Annotated in this window: 13 protein-coding genes; 10 read left to right on the top strand and 3 right to left on the bottom strand. The window is 65.9% G+C overall.

Annotated elements, in window-relative coordinates; all coding sequences use genetic code 11:
- Positions 1-71: 71 nt before the first annotated feature.
- Both ACSYG9_RS14640 and ACSYG9_RS14645 read right to left on the bottom strand, forming a co-directional pair.
- A complete protein-coding gene (locus tag ACSYG9_RS14640) occupies positions 72-707 on the bottom strand; it encodes a response regulator (protein WP_440123335.1) in 636 nt (211 codons plus the stop codon).
- Entirely contained in the window at positions 704-1,915 is a 1,212-nt protein-coding gene (locus ACSYG9_RS14645) for a sensor histidine kinase (RefSeq protein WP_454838847.1), read from the bottom strand. Before ACSYG9_RS14645 ends, ACSYG9_RS14640 begins: the two co-directional genes overlap by 4 nt.
- Positions 1,916-2,131: 216 nt before the next feature.
- Between ACSYG9_RS14645 and ACSYG9_RS14650 the strand changes: the two genes are divergently transcribed.
- From ACSYG9_RS14650 to ACSYG9_RS14665, 4 genes are all read left to right on the top strand, one after another.
- The gene (locus ACSYG9_RS14650) at positions 2,132-3,124 is read left to right on the top strand and encodes an ABC transporter permease (RefSeq protein WP_454838848.1); all 993 of its coding nucleotides are present in this window, start codon (positions 2,132-2,134) and stop codon (positions 3,122-3,124) included.
- Positions 3,121-3,798, top strand: a complete 678-nt coding sequence (locus ACSYG9_RS14655; RefSeq protein WP_454838850.1) for an ABC transporter ATP-binding protein — start codon at positions 3,121-3,123, stop codon at positions 3,796-3,798. The genes ACSYG9_RS14650 and ACSYG9_RS14655 overlap by 4 nt, the downstream gene beginning before the upstream one ends.
- Before the next feature lie 137 nt (positions 3,799-3,935).
- Entirely contained in the window at positions 3,936-4,919 is a 984-nt protein-coding gene (locus ACSYG9_RS14660) for a YeiH family protein (RefSeq protein WP_454838851.1), read from the top strand.
- A 60-nt stretch (positions 4,920-4,979) separates the two neighbouring features.
- A complete protein-coding gene (locus tag ACSYG9_RS14665) occupies positions 4,980-5,870 on the top strand; it encodes an oxidoreductase (protein WP_440123340.1) in 891 nt (296 codons plus the stop codon).
- Between the two features lie 14 nt (positions 5,871-5,884).
- Here the strand turns inward: ACSYG9_RS14665 and ACSYG9_RS14670 are convergent, their stop codons facing one another.
- A complete protein-coding gene (locus ACSYG9_RS14670) occupies positions 5,885-8,185 on the bottom strand; it encodes a DEAD/DEAH box helicase (protein WP_454838853.1) in 2,301 nt (766 codons plus the stop codon).
- A gap of 130 nt (positions 8,186-8,315) precedes the next feature.
- Between ACSYG9_RS14670 and ACSYG9_RS14675 the strand changes: the two genes are divergently transcribed.
- From ACSYG9_RS14675 to ACSYG9_RS14700, 6 genes are all read left to right on the top strand, one after another.
- Positions 8,316-10,742 (top strand): ATP-dependent Clp protease ATP-binding subunit, encoded by a 2,427-nt coding sequence (locus ACSYG9_RS14675; protein ID WP_454838854.1) that lies wholly within the window; start codon positions 8,316-8,318, stop codon positions 10,740-10,742.
- Between the two features lie 93 nt (positions 10,743-10,835).
- Complete coding sequence (locus tag ACSYG9_RS14680) at positions 10,836-11,717, top strand: glycosyltransferase (protein WP_454838855.1); 882 nt, start codon at positions 10,836-10,838, stop codon at positions 11,715-11,717.
- A gap of 301 nt (positions 11,718-12,018) precedes the next feature.
- Complete coding sequence (locus ACSYG9_RS14685) at positions 12,019-13,203, top strand: acyl-CoA dehydrogenase family protein (RefSeq protein WP_454838857.1); 1,185 nt, start codon at positions 12,019-12,021, stop codon at positions 13,201-13,203.
- Positions 13,194-14,549 (top strand): phosphotransferase family protein, encoded by a 1,356-nt coding sequence (locus ACSYG9_RS14690; protein ID WP_454838858.1) that lies wholly within the window; start codon positions 13,194-13,196, stop codon positions 14,547-14,549. Before ACSYG9_RS14685 ends, ACSYG9_RS14690 begins: the two co-directional genes overlap by 10 nt.
- 97 nt (positions 14,550-14,646) lie before the next feature.
- Positions 14,647-15,360 (top strand): siderophore-interacting protein, encoded by a 714-nt coding sequence (locus ACSYG9_RS14695; protein ID WP_454838859.1) that lies wholly within the window; start codon positions 14,647-14,649, stop codon positions 15,358-15,360.
- 217 nt (positions 15,361-15,577) lie between these two features.
- Positions 15,578-16,663, top strand: a complete 1,086-nt coding sequence (locus ACSYG9_RS14700; RefSeq protein ID WP_440123347.1) for a 3-deoxy-7-phosphoheptulonate synthase — start codon at positions 15,578-15,580, stop codon at positions 16,661-16,663.
- The last annotated feature ends 33 nt before the right edge of the window (positions 16,664-16,696 follow it).

Below are 16,696 nucleotides of genomic sequence, written 5' to 3' on the forward strand. Positions count from 1 at the left end.
TCGGTCGTGTCGTCCGGCGCAGTCTACGAGGGAACCCGTGTGCGGGTCGCCCGGGCCTCTGCGACGGTCTATCAGCGACGGATGTAGCCGAGCTCGGTGGCAGCCGCGACCGCCGAGGTGCGTGAGTCGACACCGAGTTTGGTGTAGATGTGCGCGAGATGCGACTTGACGGTGCCTTCGGTCAGATGCAATCGCCGTCCGATCCGCTGGTTGGACAGTCCCTCGGAGACGAGCGTGAGGACCTCGACCTCGCGCCGGGTCAATGCCGTCCCCGGATTGCGCAGCCGGGTGACGAGCCGGTCGGCCACGGCGGGAGCCAAGGTGGTGCGTCCCGCCGCGGCAGTGCGGATCCCCGCGGCAAGATCCTCGGGGGGAGCGTCCTTGAGGAGATAACCGGTTGCGCCTGCCTCGATCGCGGGGAGAGTATCGGCATCGGTGCCGTAGGTCGTCACGACCAGGATCCGCGGCGCGCCGGGACGGGAGGTGATCGCAGCGGTGGCCTCCGCGCCGGTCATTCCACCGCCGAACTGAAGATCCATGACGACGACGTCGATGTCACCCTCCGCTGCGCGAGAAACGGCTTCCTCTGCCGTCGCTGCCTCCGCGACCACCGTCATGCCCGGTTCGGTGTCGAGCACGGCGCGTAAACCGGCTCGCACGACCGGATGGTCGTCGGCCAGCAGCAACCGGATCGGTTGTTCGTTCACTCGGTCACCTCGGTAGCAGCCGGTTCGGTGGGAGGGGGAAGAGGAAGTCGGGCAGCCAGAGCGGTACCGCGTCCGGGGGCCGACTCGACGGTGAACGTGCCGTCGAGGTCGAGTATTCGTGAGCGCATCGCTGCCAGCCCGAAACCGTCGCCGTCCTTCCCGGGGCGTGGCACACCGTCCGGAACGAATCCGCGACCGTCATCGACGATGTCCACCGCTACCTCGTCGTCGAGGAAACTGAGGGTGACGGCCACATTCGCGGCGTCGGCGTGGTTTGCGGCGTTGGCGAGTGCGGACTGCGCGATCCGGAGCAGCGCGACCTCGTGGGCGGTGGGCAACGCGACCGGGGTTCCGGTCAGGTGGAACCGGGCGACGAAGGGGTGCCGTGCCGCCGTGGTCATGCAGAGCCGGTCGAGTGCGTCGGCGAGGGTGGAGTCCGTGAGCGCGGGAGGTGACAGTGCAGCGACGAACTGTCGTGCCTCGGCGAGGTTGTCGACAGCGGCGATCCGGGCCTGTTCGACGTATCCGGTCGCGGCATCGATATTCGATGGCAGCGCACGCTCGGCCGCGCGCAAAAGCAACTGGATGCTGGAGAGCCCCTGGGCGAGGGTGTCGTGGATTTCGCGGGCCAGTCGTTCGCGTTCCTGGAGGACACCGGCGCGGTGCTGTGCGGCAGCGAGGTCGGCCCGCGTCGCGGTGAGTTCGTCGATCAGCATCCGTCGCCGCTCACTCTCGTGGTACAGGGTCCGATAGCCCCAGACGACTGCGACCGCGACCGCGGCACCGAGGGCCGGGCCGATCCCGGCTGCGGGAGTCACGGCGTCCTGATGAGCGGCGAACCCCGCCGCAGCGGTGATCGCGGTGAGGACCACCGCAATCAGACCGCCACGCCGCGGTAGCAGGTGAAGCTGCACGAAGTACAGCGGAAAGGCCAGCCACACCGCCTCGGCGGACAGTGTCAGCAGCACCAGCCACACCGCACCGACGGCGATGAGCCAGAGTGCGGCCGCGCGGGGAGATCGAGCGACCACGGGCAGCAGCGGTCCGATCGCGTATGTCACGGCGAGGACCACGGCTGTAGCAGCCACCGCGCCGGCATGGGGAGCGTCGCCCGCCACAGCGCGTACCACCGTCAGCACGAGCAGTCCCATCACGAGCAGGTGCAGGCACCAGGCCAGAACCCTGGTGGCGGTCGTCGAGGTGTTCACTGTCGGCCAAGCCTACGGGTCGCTGCGGCGTGTCACATCTGCCGAAAGGTGGAGAGCGACCCGCTTCGTTCGACTCGGAAAGACATCACTCGGGCCCGATGAATGCGGCTCGGGGGACGACGAAAGTGGACGGCGTTCCGAGTTCCACCGAGAGAAAGCCGAGCCGTGTTCGTTGCCTGGAGAGACCTGAGATTCGCCAAGGGCAGATTCGCCCTGATGGGGACTCTCATCGTCCTGATCACCCTCCTGGTCGGCCTGCTGTCCGGCCTCACCGCCGGTCTGGCTCGGCAGAACATTTCCGCGATCACGGATCTGCCCGCCGACCACATCACCTTCGCAGATCCCGGCGACGACGATCCGGCGTTCGGGAGTTCCATGGTCACCCGTCAGCAGTGGCAGCAGTGGGCCACCGCACCCGGCGTGACTCGCGCCGAACCGCTCGGCATTTCCACCACAAGGGCGACGGCGGGGCAGTCGACCGCCACCGTCTCCGAGTTCGCGGTCGAACCGGACTCGGGCCTCGTGCCGGGCGGGGACGGTGTCTCCGACGGCACCGCTGTGGTGTCCGCGACAGCAGCGGAGGCCTTGTCCGTGAACGAGGGCGAGCGCATCACGGTGAACTCCCGGACCCTGACCGTGGCCGCGATCCGAGGTGACGACGCCTTCAGCCACACCCCCGTGGTGTGGACCACCCTCATCGAGCCGACGGCCACGGTGATCGCACTGACCACCGCGGACGGCTTCGACAGCGCCGGGCCCGACCGGCTCGCGGGAACCGACACAGTCTCGAAGAGCGACTCGCTGTCGGCCATCGGTTCCTACACCTCGGAGAACGGTTCGTTGCAGCTGATGCGCGGCTTCCTGTTCGTCATCTCGGCGCTCGTGATCGGCGCGTTCTTCACCGTGTGGACCGTCCAGCGCAGTGGTGACATCGCCGTGCTGAAGGCGCTCGGGGCACCCACGTCGGCTCTGCTGCGCGACGCGCTCGGGCAGGCGGTGGTCCTGCTGTCGGTGTGCACTGTCGTCGGCACGGGTATCGCCGCTGCGCTCGGCGCTGTGATCTCCGGTTCCGTCCCGTTCGAACTGACGGTTTCGACCGTCCTGACCCCCGCGGTGGTGATGATCGTCCTCGGTGCGGCCGGTGCAGGCCTGGCAGTTCGCCGCGTCACCTCCGTCGACCCTCTGATTGCCCTGGGAAGTGCCCGATGAGCTTGAACCTGAACGATGTGACTCTCACCTATCCCGACGGCGACCAGCGGCTGGTCGCGCTCGATCGTGTCACTCTCGATGTGCCTGCGGGGAAGGTCACCGCGGTGGTAGGACCGTCGGGCTCGGGCAAGTCGAGCCTCCTCGCCGTCGCCGCGACCCTGATCACCCCGGATTCCGGCACGGTCACGATCGCGGGAACCTCCACAGCCGGTCTGTCCCGTGGTGCGCTGGCGGACCTGCGTCGAAAGAAGATCGGCATCGTTTTCCAGCAACCCAATCTCCTGCCCTCTCTGACTGCCGTCGAGCAACTTCAGGTCACGGCGGCGATCGACGGCAGGTCGACGTCCGATGCTCGCTCCCGGGCGTTGGAGCTGCTGGACGCGGTCGGGCTCGCCGACCATTCGGATCGACGTCCGCACCAACTCTCCGGCGGGCAGCGGCAGCGCGTCAACATCGCACGCGCGTTGATGAACGACCCTTCGGTGCTCCTCGTCGACGAACCGACGAGTGCACTCGACCATGAGCGCGGCGCCGGGATCGTCGACCTCATCACCAGGTTGACGCACCGGCAGGGGACAGCAACGGTGCTGGTCACGCACGACCGCGCTCACCTCGTCGCGGTCGACGACGTGGTCCCGGTGATCGATGGCCGGATCGCAGCCGAACATGCCTGAGACGCATGTCCGAGCGCATTGACATATCGTTTCGATATGTCTTCATGCGCAACTGACGGCTAGCAGCCGGCATCGGTTCGGCGCACGCTCGACAGGTGCAGACAAGAACGGAAATCGCGCCGGTAGCCCCGGCATCGATGATCGCCCGACTTACGCCGGGACTTGCGCTGTGTGCGGTTGCGTCGGCGATCGCAATGGCTGCAGGTGCCCTCGTGCCTGCGTTGAGTCCGCTGCTGATCGCAATCGTGCTCGGCGCGGTCGTTGCGAACGTGGTCGACCTTCCGCAGCGTGTGCGTCCCGGCCTTGCCTTCTCGGCCAAACGGCTGCTGCGCGTCGGCATCGCGCTGCTCGGCCTGCAGTTGCTGCTCGCGGACGTCCTCGGCCTCGGCTGGAAGGTCATCGTGGTGGTGGTTGCCGTTGTCGCACTGGGAATCTCGGGAACGATGGTTGTCGGCGGACTACTCGGTCTCACCTGGACGCAGCGAGTCCTGATCGCCTGCGGATTTTCGATCTGCGGTGCGGCGGCTGTCGCCGCAGTGGACGGTGTCGTCGATGCGAAAGAGGACGAAGTGCTCACCGCGGTCGCACTCGTGGTGATCTTCGGAACGTTGATGATCCCCGCGGTACCCCTGCTGTCGCAGGCTCTCGGACTGTCCGACGAAGCGGCAGGCGTGTGGGCAGGAGGGTCGATCCACGAGGTCGCTCAGGTCGTTGCGGCAGGTGGCGTCATCGGCGGCGCAGCGTTGGGGGTGGCCGCGGTGACGAAGCTGGCCCGCGTCCTCATGCTGGCGCCCGTGATCGCAATCCTCGGTATACGTCAGCGGCTCACCGCCTCCGGAGCCGATGCCCACCGTCCTCCGCTGGTACCACTTTTCGTCGCAGCGTTTCTCGTGTGCGTCGGGGTGCGGGCCACCGGGCTGGTTCCGGACGTCGTACTCGGCGCGGCCTCCGTAGTGCAGACCGCCTTGCTCACCGCGGCCATGTTCGCCCTCGGCGCCGGTGTCCGGGTAGCAACCATCAGGAAGGTGGGCGCACGCCCCTTCGTCCTCGCGGCGATCTCGACCGTGTGGGTTGCATCGATCGCGTTGGTCGGAGTGCTTCTCGCAGGTCTCGGGTCCTGAGACCCTGTTCGACGGTCCCGGGCCTGTTCCGCGGGCTCCGCCGCCCGTAGGCTGGCGGTCATGGTGGCATGGACTGCGCAGGACATCCCCGATCAGACCGGCCGCACGTTCGTCGTGACGGGCGCGAACAGCGGGCTCGGCGCCGAAACGACACGGGCCTTGGCTGCCGCGGGTGCGCGTGTGGTGCTCGCGTGTCGCGATGTGGAAAAGGGCGAGAAGGTCGCGGGCGAACTCGGTGACCGCGTTCAGGTGCGTCGGTTGGACCTGGCGGATCTGGATTCGGTGCGCGGGTTCGTCGACGCTCTCGCGGAGTCGCACGAGGTGATCGACGTCCTGATCAACAACGCGGGTGTGATGGCAGTTCCTCTGCGGCGGACAGCAAATGGCTTCGAAATGCAGATCGGTACCAACCACCTAGGGCATTTTGCGCTCACGGCGTTGCTTCTCGGGCGCATCACCGACCGCGTGGTGACGGTGAGTAGCGCGATGCACAGGATCGGGCGAATCGATCTCGACGACCTCAACTGGGAGCGCAGGCGATACGACCGCTGGCTCGCGTACGGGCAGTCGAAGCTGGCCAATCTGTTGTTCGCCTACGAACTGCAGCGGCGCCTGACCGATCGCGAGTCACCGGTGCGCTCGCTGGTTGTCCATCCGGGCTACTCGTCGACAAATTTGCAGTTCCGTAGCGAGACCCTCTACGGCAAGCTCATGGAGCTTGCGACCCCGATCATCGGGCAGTCACCTGCAATGGGTGCGTTGCCATCGCTGTATGCGGCGACAGTCCCCGACGTCGAACCCGGTGGGTTCTACGGTCCCGACTCGTTCTTCGAGATGCGCGGGCATCCGAAGCGGGTGCAGTCGAGCGCACGTTCCAAGGACGAATCCGTTGCGTCGAGGCTGTGGTCGCTCTCGGAGGAACTGTGCGAGGTGGAGTTGCTGTCGGACTGAAGGTGGCAGGTCGTTCACAACAGCGTCGCAGGAACGGGTGGTAGCGCGCCTCGCCGACACAGCCGGGTCTGGTCGACGAGATCGAGCGTCCGCAGATAGTGGCGGACCAGATCTCCTCCCGAGCGCGCCGAATCGGAGGCCACTTGCAGTGCCGCAGCGAGCCCGTCGCCTCGCGCCCACCGGTGGATCGCCGCCACCGGGGCCGGATCGGGCTCAGGGCTCACCGCAAGGCCGTGCCGTTCCTCGGCGGCGGCGAGTTCTCCCCACAACCGGACCGTCGCGCGCAGTGCCTCGTCGATCGCCGGTGTCGTACGTCCCGCGGATGTGGCCGAGCGTCGGCGGTTCTCGCCGAGCACACTCGACGCAACCGCGGCCAGCTCGGCTGGCTCGAGTCCGGCCCATGCCCCGGTGCGTAGGCACTCGGATACGAGAAGATCGCTTCCGCAATAGATCCGACTGAGCCGCACGCCGTCGTCGGTGACGTGGGCGTGCCCGCTGATCGGGTCGTACATGAGGTGGCCGCGTTCGTCGAGCAGTGCCAGTGTGCGGTCGAATGTGTCGATCAGTCGGCCCGAGACCGTATGAACCTGCGCGAGTAGCAGTTCGGTGTCCGCGTTCAGGGCGCTGCGTTGGGCGGCAAGCGTCAAGAGGCGGTCACGGTCGCCACGACGATGACCGGGGTGAGAGCGGACCGCACGCGCCAGGACTGTGACGGTGTCGGCCGGAGCGGTGGTGCGGGCAATGGCGAGCCGGTCGCACAAACTCCGGTATTCGTCGAATCCGTCGGCCTGGGCGAGCTCTGTGTCGAGTGCGGCGAGAGTCGCAGAGTTGACACGGGCGGCCTCGGCGAGCGCAGCGACCGAGTTCTGCGCTTGGAACTGGGCGAATGAGCGACCCAGTAATGCGCGAGCGCCGTCCACACCGAGATCGTCGATGAGATTGACCGCCGTGTTGTATCCGATGCGCAGCGAACTGTGCAGCGGGTAGGTGCGAGTGGAGGCGAGTCCGGCGACGGTTGCGGGCGCGATGTCGGGACTCCACAGCACTACGGCGTGCCCCTCGTCGTCGATGCCGCGGCGACCGGCGCGGCCGGTCAATTGGGTGTACTCACCGGCCGTCAACCGCACCGGCCCATCGGCCGTCGGTTTGACGAGACGTTCGAGTACGACTGTCCGGGCAGGCATGTTGACGCCCACCGCGAGTGTCTCTGTCGCGAAGACCACCTTCACGAGGTTGCGAGCGAACAGTTCTTCGATGGTGTGCCGGAACGCGGGAACGAGGCCGGCGTGGTGTGCGGCGAAACCACGCTCGAGTCCGTCGATCCAATCGGCGTAACCCAGCGCATCGAGATCGCCCGGGGGCAGCGAGGCAGTGTGCTTCTCCGCGATGGCCCGGATCTCGGACAGGTCGGTTCCGTCGGTGAGCCGCACCGAGGCGTCGAGGCATTCGGTGACCGCGGCGTCGCATCCGGCGCGGCTGAACCGGAACCAGATGGCAGGCAGGAGTTGTTCGGCTTCCAGGCGTGCGACGATCTCGGGTCGGTCGGCGCCCGCGGGTTCGGGCCGGTGACCCCGTCTGCGGCGGCGTCCCCCTCCGGGGGCCGGTGGTGGCGCGGCCTCGACGAGTCGTCGATGCGCGATGTACCGCTCGAGGTTGTCGTCGACACTGCCGTCAAGAGGCGACAGCAGGTCGAACAGGCGACCTCCCGCGAGCATGTGCTGGGTCAGCGGCACCGGTCTGGTCTCCTCGACGACCACGGTTGTGTCGCCGCGGACGCGGGCAATCCACTCGCCGAATTCCTCGGCGTTGCTCACCGTCGCGGACAGGCTGGCGAGACGTACCGTCGCGGGGAGGTGAAGTATCGATTCCTCCCACACTGCGCCGCGCTCGCTGTCGGCGAGATAGTGCACTTCGTCCATGACGACGTGGGTCAGCCCGGTCAGTAGAGGGGAGTGTCCGTGCAGCATGCTCCGCAAGACTTCGGTGGTCATGACGACCACGGGCGCATCGGGATTGTGGGTGATGTCGCCGGTGAGCAGGCCGACTCGATGGTCACCGAATCTTCGGGCGAAGTCGTGGAACTTCTGATTGCTCAGAGCCTTGATCGGTGTGGTGTAGAAGCACGTTCCGTTCGAGACGAGGGCTAGGTGGGCTGCGAACTCCCCGACGACGGTCTTTCCGGAGCCGGTGGGCGCGCAGACCAGCACGTCGCGGTGGTTCTCGAGTGCCACGCAAGCGCGGGTCTGAAATTCGTCGAGGACGAAGTCGAGCTCGGCCGCGAACAGCGTGAGCTGCGGCCCGTACTGCGTATGCACGTGTCCACGCTACGCGGACGTTTCGGGCAACGTGAAGGTGTGGCGCGGATCACTCGACTGCGGGAATTGATCGCGAGGTATGCACGTTAGTTGAGTACGTACGACTCAAGTTCAACAGAAAGGCTTCGGAATGCCGTCATTCTTCGGGCCTGGTGGCCCCGGCCGCATCGACATTTCGCGCTTCATGAGCCGCGGAACGCAGGAGCTCATGGCTGCTGCGGCGCGTTTCGCAGCGGAACGCGGCGACGTGGATCTCGATGCACTGCACGTTCTACGTGCCATGGCTGAGCAGGACCCGGCCCGGACGGTCATGACCCGCTCCGGTGCTGATCCCGCCGACGTGGTCAAGGCAGTGGAGCAGCGACTCCCGCAAGGCGATCCCGGGAGCGGCGCGATTGCGCCCGCACTCAGCGGCGTGGTGAAGACCGCCCTGCTCGAGGCACACCAGCTCTCACGTGCACTCGGATCCACGTACATCGATCCGGAACACCTGTTCTTCACGCTCGCTGCAGACCAGACTCGCGCGCCAGGGCGTCTGCTAGCGTCGCTCGGTGTCACCCCGCAGGCACTGCAGACCGCGCTCCAGCCGGTGCCTGCTGCGCCTGCTGAGGCGGAGTCGTCGACGCCGACCCTCGACAAATACGGCGTCGACCTCACCGACCGTGCTCGGAACGGCGGTGTGGACCCCGTCATCGGTCGTGCCGACGAGATCGAGCAGACTGTCGAGATTCTTTCGCGTCGCACCAAGAACAACCCGGTGCTCGTGGGTGAGGCCGGTGTCGGCAAGACTGCGATCGTCGAGGGCCTGGCCCAGCGCATCGTGGACGGTGACGTTCCGGACACTCTGCGCGACAAGCGCATCGTCCAGCTCGACCTGACCTCGATGGTGGCCGGTACCCGCTATCGCGGCGACTTCGAGGAGCGACTCACCTCGGTCCTCGACGAGATCACCGCGCAGGACGGCGCGCTGATCGTCTTCATCGACGAACTGCACACCGTCGTCGGAGCCGGGGGTGGCGGCAATGAGGGCTCCATGGATGCGAGCAACATCCTCAAGCCCAAGCTCGCACGCGGCGAACTGCATGTGGTCGGTGCGACCACGCTCGACGAATACCGCAAGCACATCGAGAAGGATCCGGCGCTCGAACGGCGATTCCAGCCCGTCACGGTGGGCGAGCCGTCGCACGACGATGCCGTCACCATCCTGCACGGACTCCGCGACCGGTACGCAGAATTCCACCGCGTCAGGTACTCGGACGAGGCGATCGAGGCGGCGGTGGATCTGTCGGTGCGGTATCTGCCCGACCGGCACCTGCCGGACAAGGCCATCGACCTGATCGACCAGGCGGGTGCGCGGCTGAGGCTGCGTACGCCGGCGGTCGACGCCGAGGCGCTCCGCGAGCAGGTGAGCTCTCTCGAAGCGGAGAAGGACGCCGCCGTTGCAGCCGAACGCTACGAGGAGGCGTCGCGGATCCGCGACGAGATCGTGAAGACGCAGGCCCGGATCGACTCGGGATCTGCGACGAGCGATGACGCCGGGATCCCGGAGGTGGACACGGAGCTGATTGCCGAAATCGTCTCTCGCGCAACAGGTATTCCCGTCACTCGGATGACGAGTGGGGAGAAGGACCGGCTGCGGAACCTCGAGAACGAGCTGCACGAGCGCGTCGTCGGCCAGGACGAAGCGGTCCGTGCGGTGGCGCGCGCGGTGCGTCGAAGCCGTTCGGGGATGAGTGATCCGGGCCGGCCGGTAGGTAGCTTCCTCTTCCTCGGGCCGACCGGCGTCGGTAAGACCGAACTGGCGAAAGCCCTGGCGGAGGTGCTGTTCGGAGACGAGCGGTCGATGTTGCGCATCGACATGAGCGAGTTCGGTGAGCGGCACACGGTCAGTCGCCTGGTCGGTGCGCCACCCGGATACGTCGGATACGGCGAGGCCGGTCAGCTCACCGAAAAGGTGCGCCGCAACCCGTATTCGGTGGTGCTGCTCGATGAGATCGAGAAGGCGCACCCGGATGTGTTCAATACGCTCCTCCAGGTCCTCGACGACGGTCGTCTGACCGACGGTGAAGGTCGCACGGTCGACTTCAGCAACACCGTGGTGATCATGACCAGCAACCTCGGGTCGGACATCATCTCGAGCCGTGGTGGCGCGCTCGGCTTCACCACCGGTGACGCCGAGGCTGCCGAGAAGCCGTTGAGAGACAGGGTGATGGCTCGATTGCGCGAAGCCATGCGACCGGAATTCCTCAACCGGATCGACGAGATCGTGTTGTTCCGTAAGCTCGACGACGAGCAACTGCGGCGCATCACCGACCTCTTGCTCGACGACACTCGGAAGAAGCTGGCGGACAAGGGTATCGATCTCGACATCGACGGTGTGGCCGTCGACTGGCTCGCCGATCGTGGGCGTCAGCCCGAGTTCGGTGCGCGACCGTTGCGCCGTGCGATCCAGCGTGAGGTCGACGATCGTATCGCAGATCTGCTGCTCGATGACGAACTCGTCGAAGGTGGCGCGGTGTCTGTAGCGGTCGAGGACGGCGAACTGGTCGTCAGGTAACCGGAAACGGTTGGTAAAGAGATGCTTCGGCCCGCCTCGGGTGGCAACACCTGAGGCGGGCCGAACGCTCTGTGGACGGTAGGATCGGGCGCCATGGCCACCCGATCCGGATTGTCCGTCATCATTCCCGTCCACAACGAAGAGGTGTATATCGGGCCGTGTCTCGACGCTTTGATCGAGCAGCAGGACGACCTTGTCGAGATCGTCGTGGTCGACAACAACTGCACGGATTCCACCGTCGATGTGGTGTGGCGTGCGCAGGCGAAATGCCCGAAGATCAAGCTGTTGAGTGAGACGAGGCCCGGTGTTGCATACGCGAGGAATGCCGGATTCGAAGCTGCATGCGGCGACATCCTCGGGCGGATCGATGCCGATACGCGTGTCCGTTCAGGCTGGGCTCGGGTGGTGTGCGACTACTTCGACAGAGGCGACACCGACGAGGTCGGAGCTGTCAGCGGGCTGAACAATTCGTACGATTCACCGTATCGGCGACTCAAAGGCTGGTACGTCGAAAAACAGGTCCAGCGCGGAATTTTCGGTGGCGAGCGTCCTTACCGCAATTTGCACGGCGCCAACATGGCAATCCGTCGGTCGGCGTGGGAGCGGGTCCGTGAGGACGTGAGTGTGGCTCCGGATATCCACGAGGACCTCGACCTGGCGCTGTGTCTCGGTGCGGCGGAGGTCCCGATCGTCCAGCTCAGCGACATGCGAGTCGATATCTCTCCCAGGCGGGCGTTGACCCCGCCGCGGGAGTTCGGCTCCTACATCGAGTCGGGTGTCAAGACCTTCGAACTGCACGGACGGATGACATCCGAGATTCGTCGAGCGCTGGCACTGCATGAGAAGTTCCACGTCCTCGTCTACGCCGCATATCGGCCCTACGATCCGGAGCTCGGCCGGTTCTCGCTGCGCGCGCTATTGGGGAAGCCCCGGGCTCGGACGATGCCGGTGAGTGCCGGTATCGACGCAAAATAGCGCTGGGAGTCGATGCCCTGTGCCAAGGTGGGGGAAGGCGAACCGGCGGGTCCCGTGCTCGAAAGCGACGGGACCCGCCGTAGGCGGGGACCGGGAGTTCGCTGCAGCCCTCAGCTCTCCGCTCAGTCCTCAACGGGCCCACCGATGAATATAGGTTAGGCAAACCTTATGCGCAAGGGTTTGGGTTTCGACGCTGTCGGTCAGGCACCGGATCAGCCGCGACCCGCAGGATTGTGCACCGCCGAGCCATAGCGGATCGAAATGCATGTGAACGCACGTGTGTGCCGATAGATTGTCGACCATGACAGCGAACCGGCCGGAGGGGCGGGTGGCAGAGCTGTGCACCCGCATGCGCTCCTTCATCGACGACGAGGTCGTTCCCCTCGAACCCGTCCTCTCGCGACATGACGACGAGGCGGTAGCCGCACTCACCCGACTGAAATCCCGCGCGAAAGGTCTCGGGTTGTGGGCGCTCGGGCATCCCGAGGAGATCGGTGGTGCAGGTGTGCCATTCCTCGACTTCGTCTATCTCAACGAGATCATCGGCCGCTCCGAATTCGGGCAACTCGCTGTCGGGTCGGTGTCCATGCAGGACGCGTTGATGCTGCAGCGGCACGGCACCGACGAACAACGCCATCGCTGGATTCCCGGTCTGGTCTCGGGAGAGATCTTTCCGTCCGTCGGAATGACCGAACCGGAGGTTGCCGGATCCGACCCCATTCTGGTCCGGACCGCCGCCACTCTCGACGGGGACCACTGGATCATCAACGGACACAAGTGGTTCACCACTGGTGCGCGGGAGGCCGGGTACTGCACGGTGTTCGCCCGCACCGAATCCGAGGCGACAGCGTTGCACCGCAGCATCAGCGCGATCATCGTCCCCACCGATACCCCCGGCTTCGAGATAGTCCGGTCCATTCCCACAATGGGACACGACCCCAGCGACCACTACGAGGTTCGCTACACCGATGTGCGGGTGCCTGCTACGAACCTGCTGGGAGCGCGCGGCAACGGGTTCGTCGTCGCGCAGGACAGGCTCGGTCCGGGCCGGATCTTCCATGCCATGCGCTGGCTCGGGCAGGCGCAACGCGCGTTCGAGATGATGTGTGCGCGCGCCAACGAACGCTTCGCCCACGGTTCACTGCTGTCCGAAAAGGGCGAGATCCAACGGTATGTGGCCGAATCGGCCGCAGAGATCCAGGCGTCGAGGCTGATGACGCTCGATGCCGCCCGGGTCATGGATTCCGGTGAGGATGCCCGAGTGCAGATCGGGCTCGTCAAGTTCTGGGGAGCCCGAATGCTTCACAACGTCGTGGATCGAGCCATCCAGGTCCACGGCGCCCTCGGGCTGACCGCCGACACGCCGCTCGAAAGGATGTACCGGCAGGCCCGCTACGCGCGGATCTACGACGGACCCGACGAGGTGCATCGAATGTCGACTGCTCGTCGACTCCTTCGCGACGGGGAGAGGGCCCCGTGGAAGTAGCGGTGGGCATCGCCGACGTCCTGTCGACACACTGGGGGACATCGGTGTCGGTGACGGGCCTGCGCAGACTCACCGGCGGCGCGAGTAGACAGATCTGGTCGTTCGACGCTGCCCGCAACGGGGACACGAACGGGTACGTGTTGCGCCGCGATCCTCCGGGCCAGGGCGACGCACCGCGGATGCGCGCCGAAGCCGCATGCCTGCTCGCGGCGCGGAAGGCGGGAGTGCCTGTGCCGGAAGTCGTCGTTGCGGCCGACGCCGCACCGGGACTCGACGCACCTTTTCTCATCATGGAACGTGTGACGGGTGAGAGCATTCCGAGGAAGGTTCAGCGGGACGAGGCGCTCGCCGGCGCGCGGGCAGGACTCGCCGACGAACTGGGCGGAATCCTCGCGCGTATCCATTCCGTGCCGGTCTCCGAGGTTGCGATGCTCGGTAACGAGGACCCCCTCGATGTGGTGCGAGACCTCTATCGCTCGTTCGACGAGCCGCGACCCGTCGTCGAAATCGCCCTGCGGTGGCTCGATCGGCATCGTCCACCGAGGCGTGGCAACGCGCTGGTGCACGGTGATTTCCGGCTCGGCAACCTCCTGATCGGGCCCGGGGGGACCGCGGGCGTTCTCGATTGGGAACTGGCGCACCTCGGGAATCCGGTCGAAGATCTCGGGTGGTTGTGTGTGCGCGCATGGCGTTTCGGAGGTGATCGTCCGGTCGCCGGGGTCGGTACACGCGACGATCTGCTCGACGGATACGAACGCCTCACCGGGTGGCGTCCCGACCTGGAAGAGCTTCACTGGTGGGAGGCTTTCGGCACGCTGCGTTGGCTCGTTCTCGGCCGGTTCCAGGCGCAGAAGCACATCTCGGGAGCGGAATACTCCGCCGAGTTCGCGGCGATCGGTAGGCGGGTGTGCGAATCCGAATGGGACGTGCTGCACACCCTGGGTCTGATCGATGACGTTGTCCTGCCGCCGGATCCGGTGCCGGAGCCCGAAACTCGCACAGACCTGTTCGGACTTCCTGTTGCCTCCGACCTGCTGGGCGCGGTGATCGACGAACTCGGCAGTGGCATCGCTCCGTCGCTCACCGACCCGGGTGCGGCGTATCGCTTGAAGATCTGCACGAGTCTGCTGCGGGTCGCGCGAAGGGAGCAACTGCTGGGCTCGGTTCAGCGGGCAGCGCACGCCGGCCGTCTTGCGCGCGTGGGCTGCTGCGACGAAGCGGAGCTTGCTCTGCGCCTCCGTAGTGGGTTGCTCGATGTCGCCGACTCGGACGTGCGCTCCGCGGTTCTCGGTGCGGTCGTCGAAAGGTTGCGTGTCGCGAACCCGAGACAGCTCGATCGGCCTTGAACGGCGGAGAAGTTACCTAAGGCAAACCTATCTTCGCTGCGTTAGGATCGGTCGACGATTCCGGTGGGGATCGCGTTCGATGATGGTAGGAGACGGTATGGCCGAGAAGTCCCGCGGATGGCAAGGTGCGGTTCTCAAGCTCCTCCGCGCCGACGACTACGAACTTACTGTCACGAGCCGCACCGAGATCACCGAGCACTATCTGCGGATCGGATTCACCGACGGCGGCCTGCTCGCGGACCATCCGGTGCACCCCACCATGTGGATCCGCATGTGGTTCCCCAACGGCGACAAGGTGCACCAACGGGGCTACACCCTCGTCGACATCGATGTCGACAAAGGAACCTTCGACATCGACTTCGCGATCCACGACGGATCTGCCGCGAGATGGGCGCAGACGGTGACGCCGGGCGAGAAGATCGGTGCCACCGTGATGGGATCGAAGTTCGAAGTCCCGGAGGTGACGCCCGCGGGGTATCTCATCGCCGGCGATATCGCCTCGCTACCTGCCATCAATTCTCTGCTCGCCTCGATCGGTGATGTGCCCGCGAAGGTGTGGATCGAATGGGTGCACGAGAGGGACCGCACTCTCCCGCTCGCCGCGGGTTCGAACGTCACGGTGAAATGGATTCAGCGCGCGAACGAAGGCAAGAGCCTTGCCGACGCTGTGAAGGCTGAGGCTTTTCACGCACGCGATCACTTCGGTTGGGTTGCAGCAGAAGCGAAGTGGACGCGTGCGATCGCCGCCGCATTCAAGGGGGAATTCGAGATCCCCAAGAAGCAGATCAAGTCGCAGGCCTACTGGATGTAGCGAGTATGAGGTGGCCGTCACACTCGCTCGTCGGAACCTTCTGTTACTCTCGTCGACATGCAGCGCGCATATTTCTGGTTTAGCAGGCCGGCCCGGGGTGGGTCGGTCGGCGTTACCACGCGCTGACTTCTTCCACCTACGAGCCGGATTACAGACCGGCTCGCTGGATATCGCAGCTTCCTCGAGGGTCGGCCTGAGAACAGGAACCGAGAACCCGATGAGCACCAAGACCAATAGCATCTCCACCGCGAATCTCGATGATCAGCGCACCGTGCGGATCAGCCCGCTTGCAGCACCGTCCGTCGTGCGTGCCGAGCACGCACCCGACGAGGTTGCTGCCGCGACCGTGCGTTCGGGCCGCGCTGCCACCGTCGACATCCTCAGCGGCACGGATGACCGTCTCGTCGTCATCGTGGGCCCGTGCTCGGTGCACGACCCCGCCGCCGCGATGGACTACGCCCGCAAGCTCGCTGCGAAGGCCGACGAACTGCGCGATGACCTGCACATCGTGATGCGCGTGTACTTCGAGAAGCCCCGCACAACGCTCGGCTGGAAGGGCCTGCTCAACGACCCGCACCTCGACGGCACATACGACATCAACACGGGCCTGCGCATCGGCCGCAAGCTGCTTCTCGATGTCTCGAGCCTCGGCCTGCCCGTCGGCTGCGAGTTCCTCGATCCGATCCTCCCGCAGTACTACGCCGACCTTGTCACCTACGGCGCGATCGGTGCCCGCACTGCCGCGAGCCAAGTGCATCGTCAGCTGTGCAGCGCCCTGTCGATGCCGGTCGGCATCAAGAACTCCACCGAGGGTGACGTCCAGGTGGCGGTCGACGGCACGCGTGCGGCCGCCGCAAGCCACGTGTTCCCCGGAACGGATCTCGACGGACAGGCCGCGCTGATCGAAACCGTCGGTAACCCCGACTGCCACGTGATCCTGCGTGGCGGCAGTGCAGGACCGAATTACGACGCCGAGACCGTCGCCGACACGATGGCTCGGCTGCGCAAGTCGGGCCTGCCCGAGCGGGTCGTCATCGATGCGAGCCACGGCAACAGCAGCAAGAACCACGAGAAGCAGGTCGACGTCGTCACCGACATCGCCGACCGCATCGTTGCAGGTGAGAAGGGGATCGTCGGTCTCATGCTCGAGAGCTTCATCGAAGCGGGCCGACAGGACCTCACGCTCGGTCAGGCGGACGAGCTCGAATACGGCAAGTCGATCACCGATGCGTGCATCGACTGGGCGACCACCGTCGATCAGCTCGACCGCCTCGCGGAAGCGGTGCGCGCTCGCCGGTCCTAGCAGGTCGCAGCTTGACCCCGACGTAGCGTCAGG

It is taken from the genome of Rhodococcus sp. SJ-2 (assembly GCF_053750035.1).

What these genes read in the sequence shown, in the direction of transcription:
- ACSYG9_RS14655 (WP_454838850.1), top strand. Translation starts at nt 3,121, where the DNA reads ATGAGCTTGAACCTGAACGATGTGACTCTCACCTATCCCGACGGCGAC.
- ACSYG9_RS14680 (WP_454838855.1), top strand. Translation starts at nt 10,836, where the DNA reads ATGGCCACCCGATCCGGATTGTCCGTCATCATTCCCGTCCACAACGAA.
- ACSYG9_RS14650 (WP_454838848.1), top strand. Translation starts at nt 2,132, where the DNA reads ATGGGGACTCTCATCGTCCTGATCACCCTCCTGGTCGGCCTGCTGTCC.
- ACSYG9_RS14700 (WP_440123347.1), top strand. Translation starts at nt 15,578, where the DNA reads ATGAGCACCAAGACCAATAGCATCTCCACCGCGAATCTCGATGATCAG.
- ACSYG9_RS14675 (WP_454838854.1), top strand. Translation starts at nt 8,316, where the DNA reads ATGCCGTCATTCTTCGGGCCTGGTGGCCCCGGCCGCATCGACATTTCG.
- ACSYG9_RS14685 (WP_454838857.1), top strand. Translation starts at nt 12,019, where the DNA reads ATGACAGCGAACCGGCCGGAGGGGCGGGTGGCAGAGCTGTGCACCCGC.
- ACSYG9_RS14665 (WP_440123340.1), top strand. Translation starts at nt 4,980, where the DNA reads ATGGTGGCATGGACTGCGCAGGACATCCCCGATCAGACCGGCCGCACG.
- ACSYG9_RS14695 (WP_454838859.1), top strand. Translation starts at nt 14,647, where the DNA reads ATGGCCGAGAAGTCCCGCGGATGGCAAGGTGCGGTTCTCAAGCTCCTC.
- ACSYG9_RS14660 (WP_454838851.1), top strand. Translation starts at nt 3,936, where the DNA reads ATGATCGCCCGACTTACGCCGGGACTTGCGCTGTGTGCGGTTGCGTCG.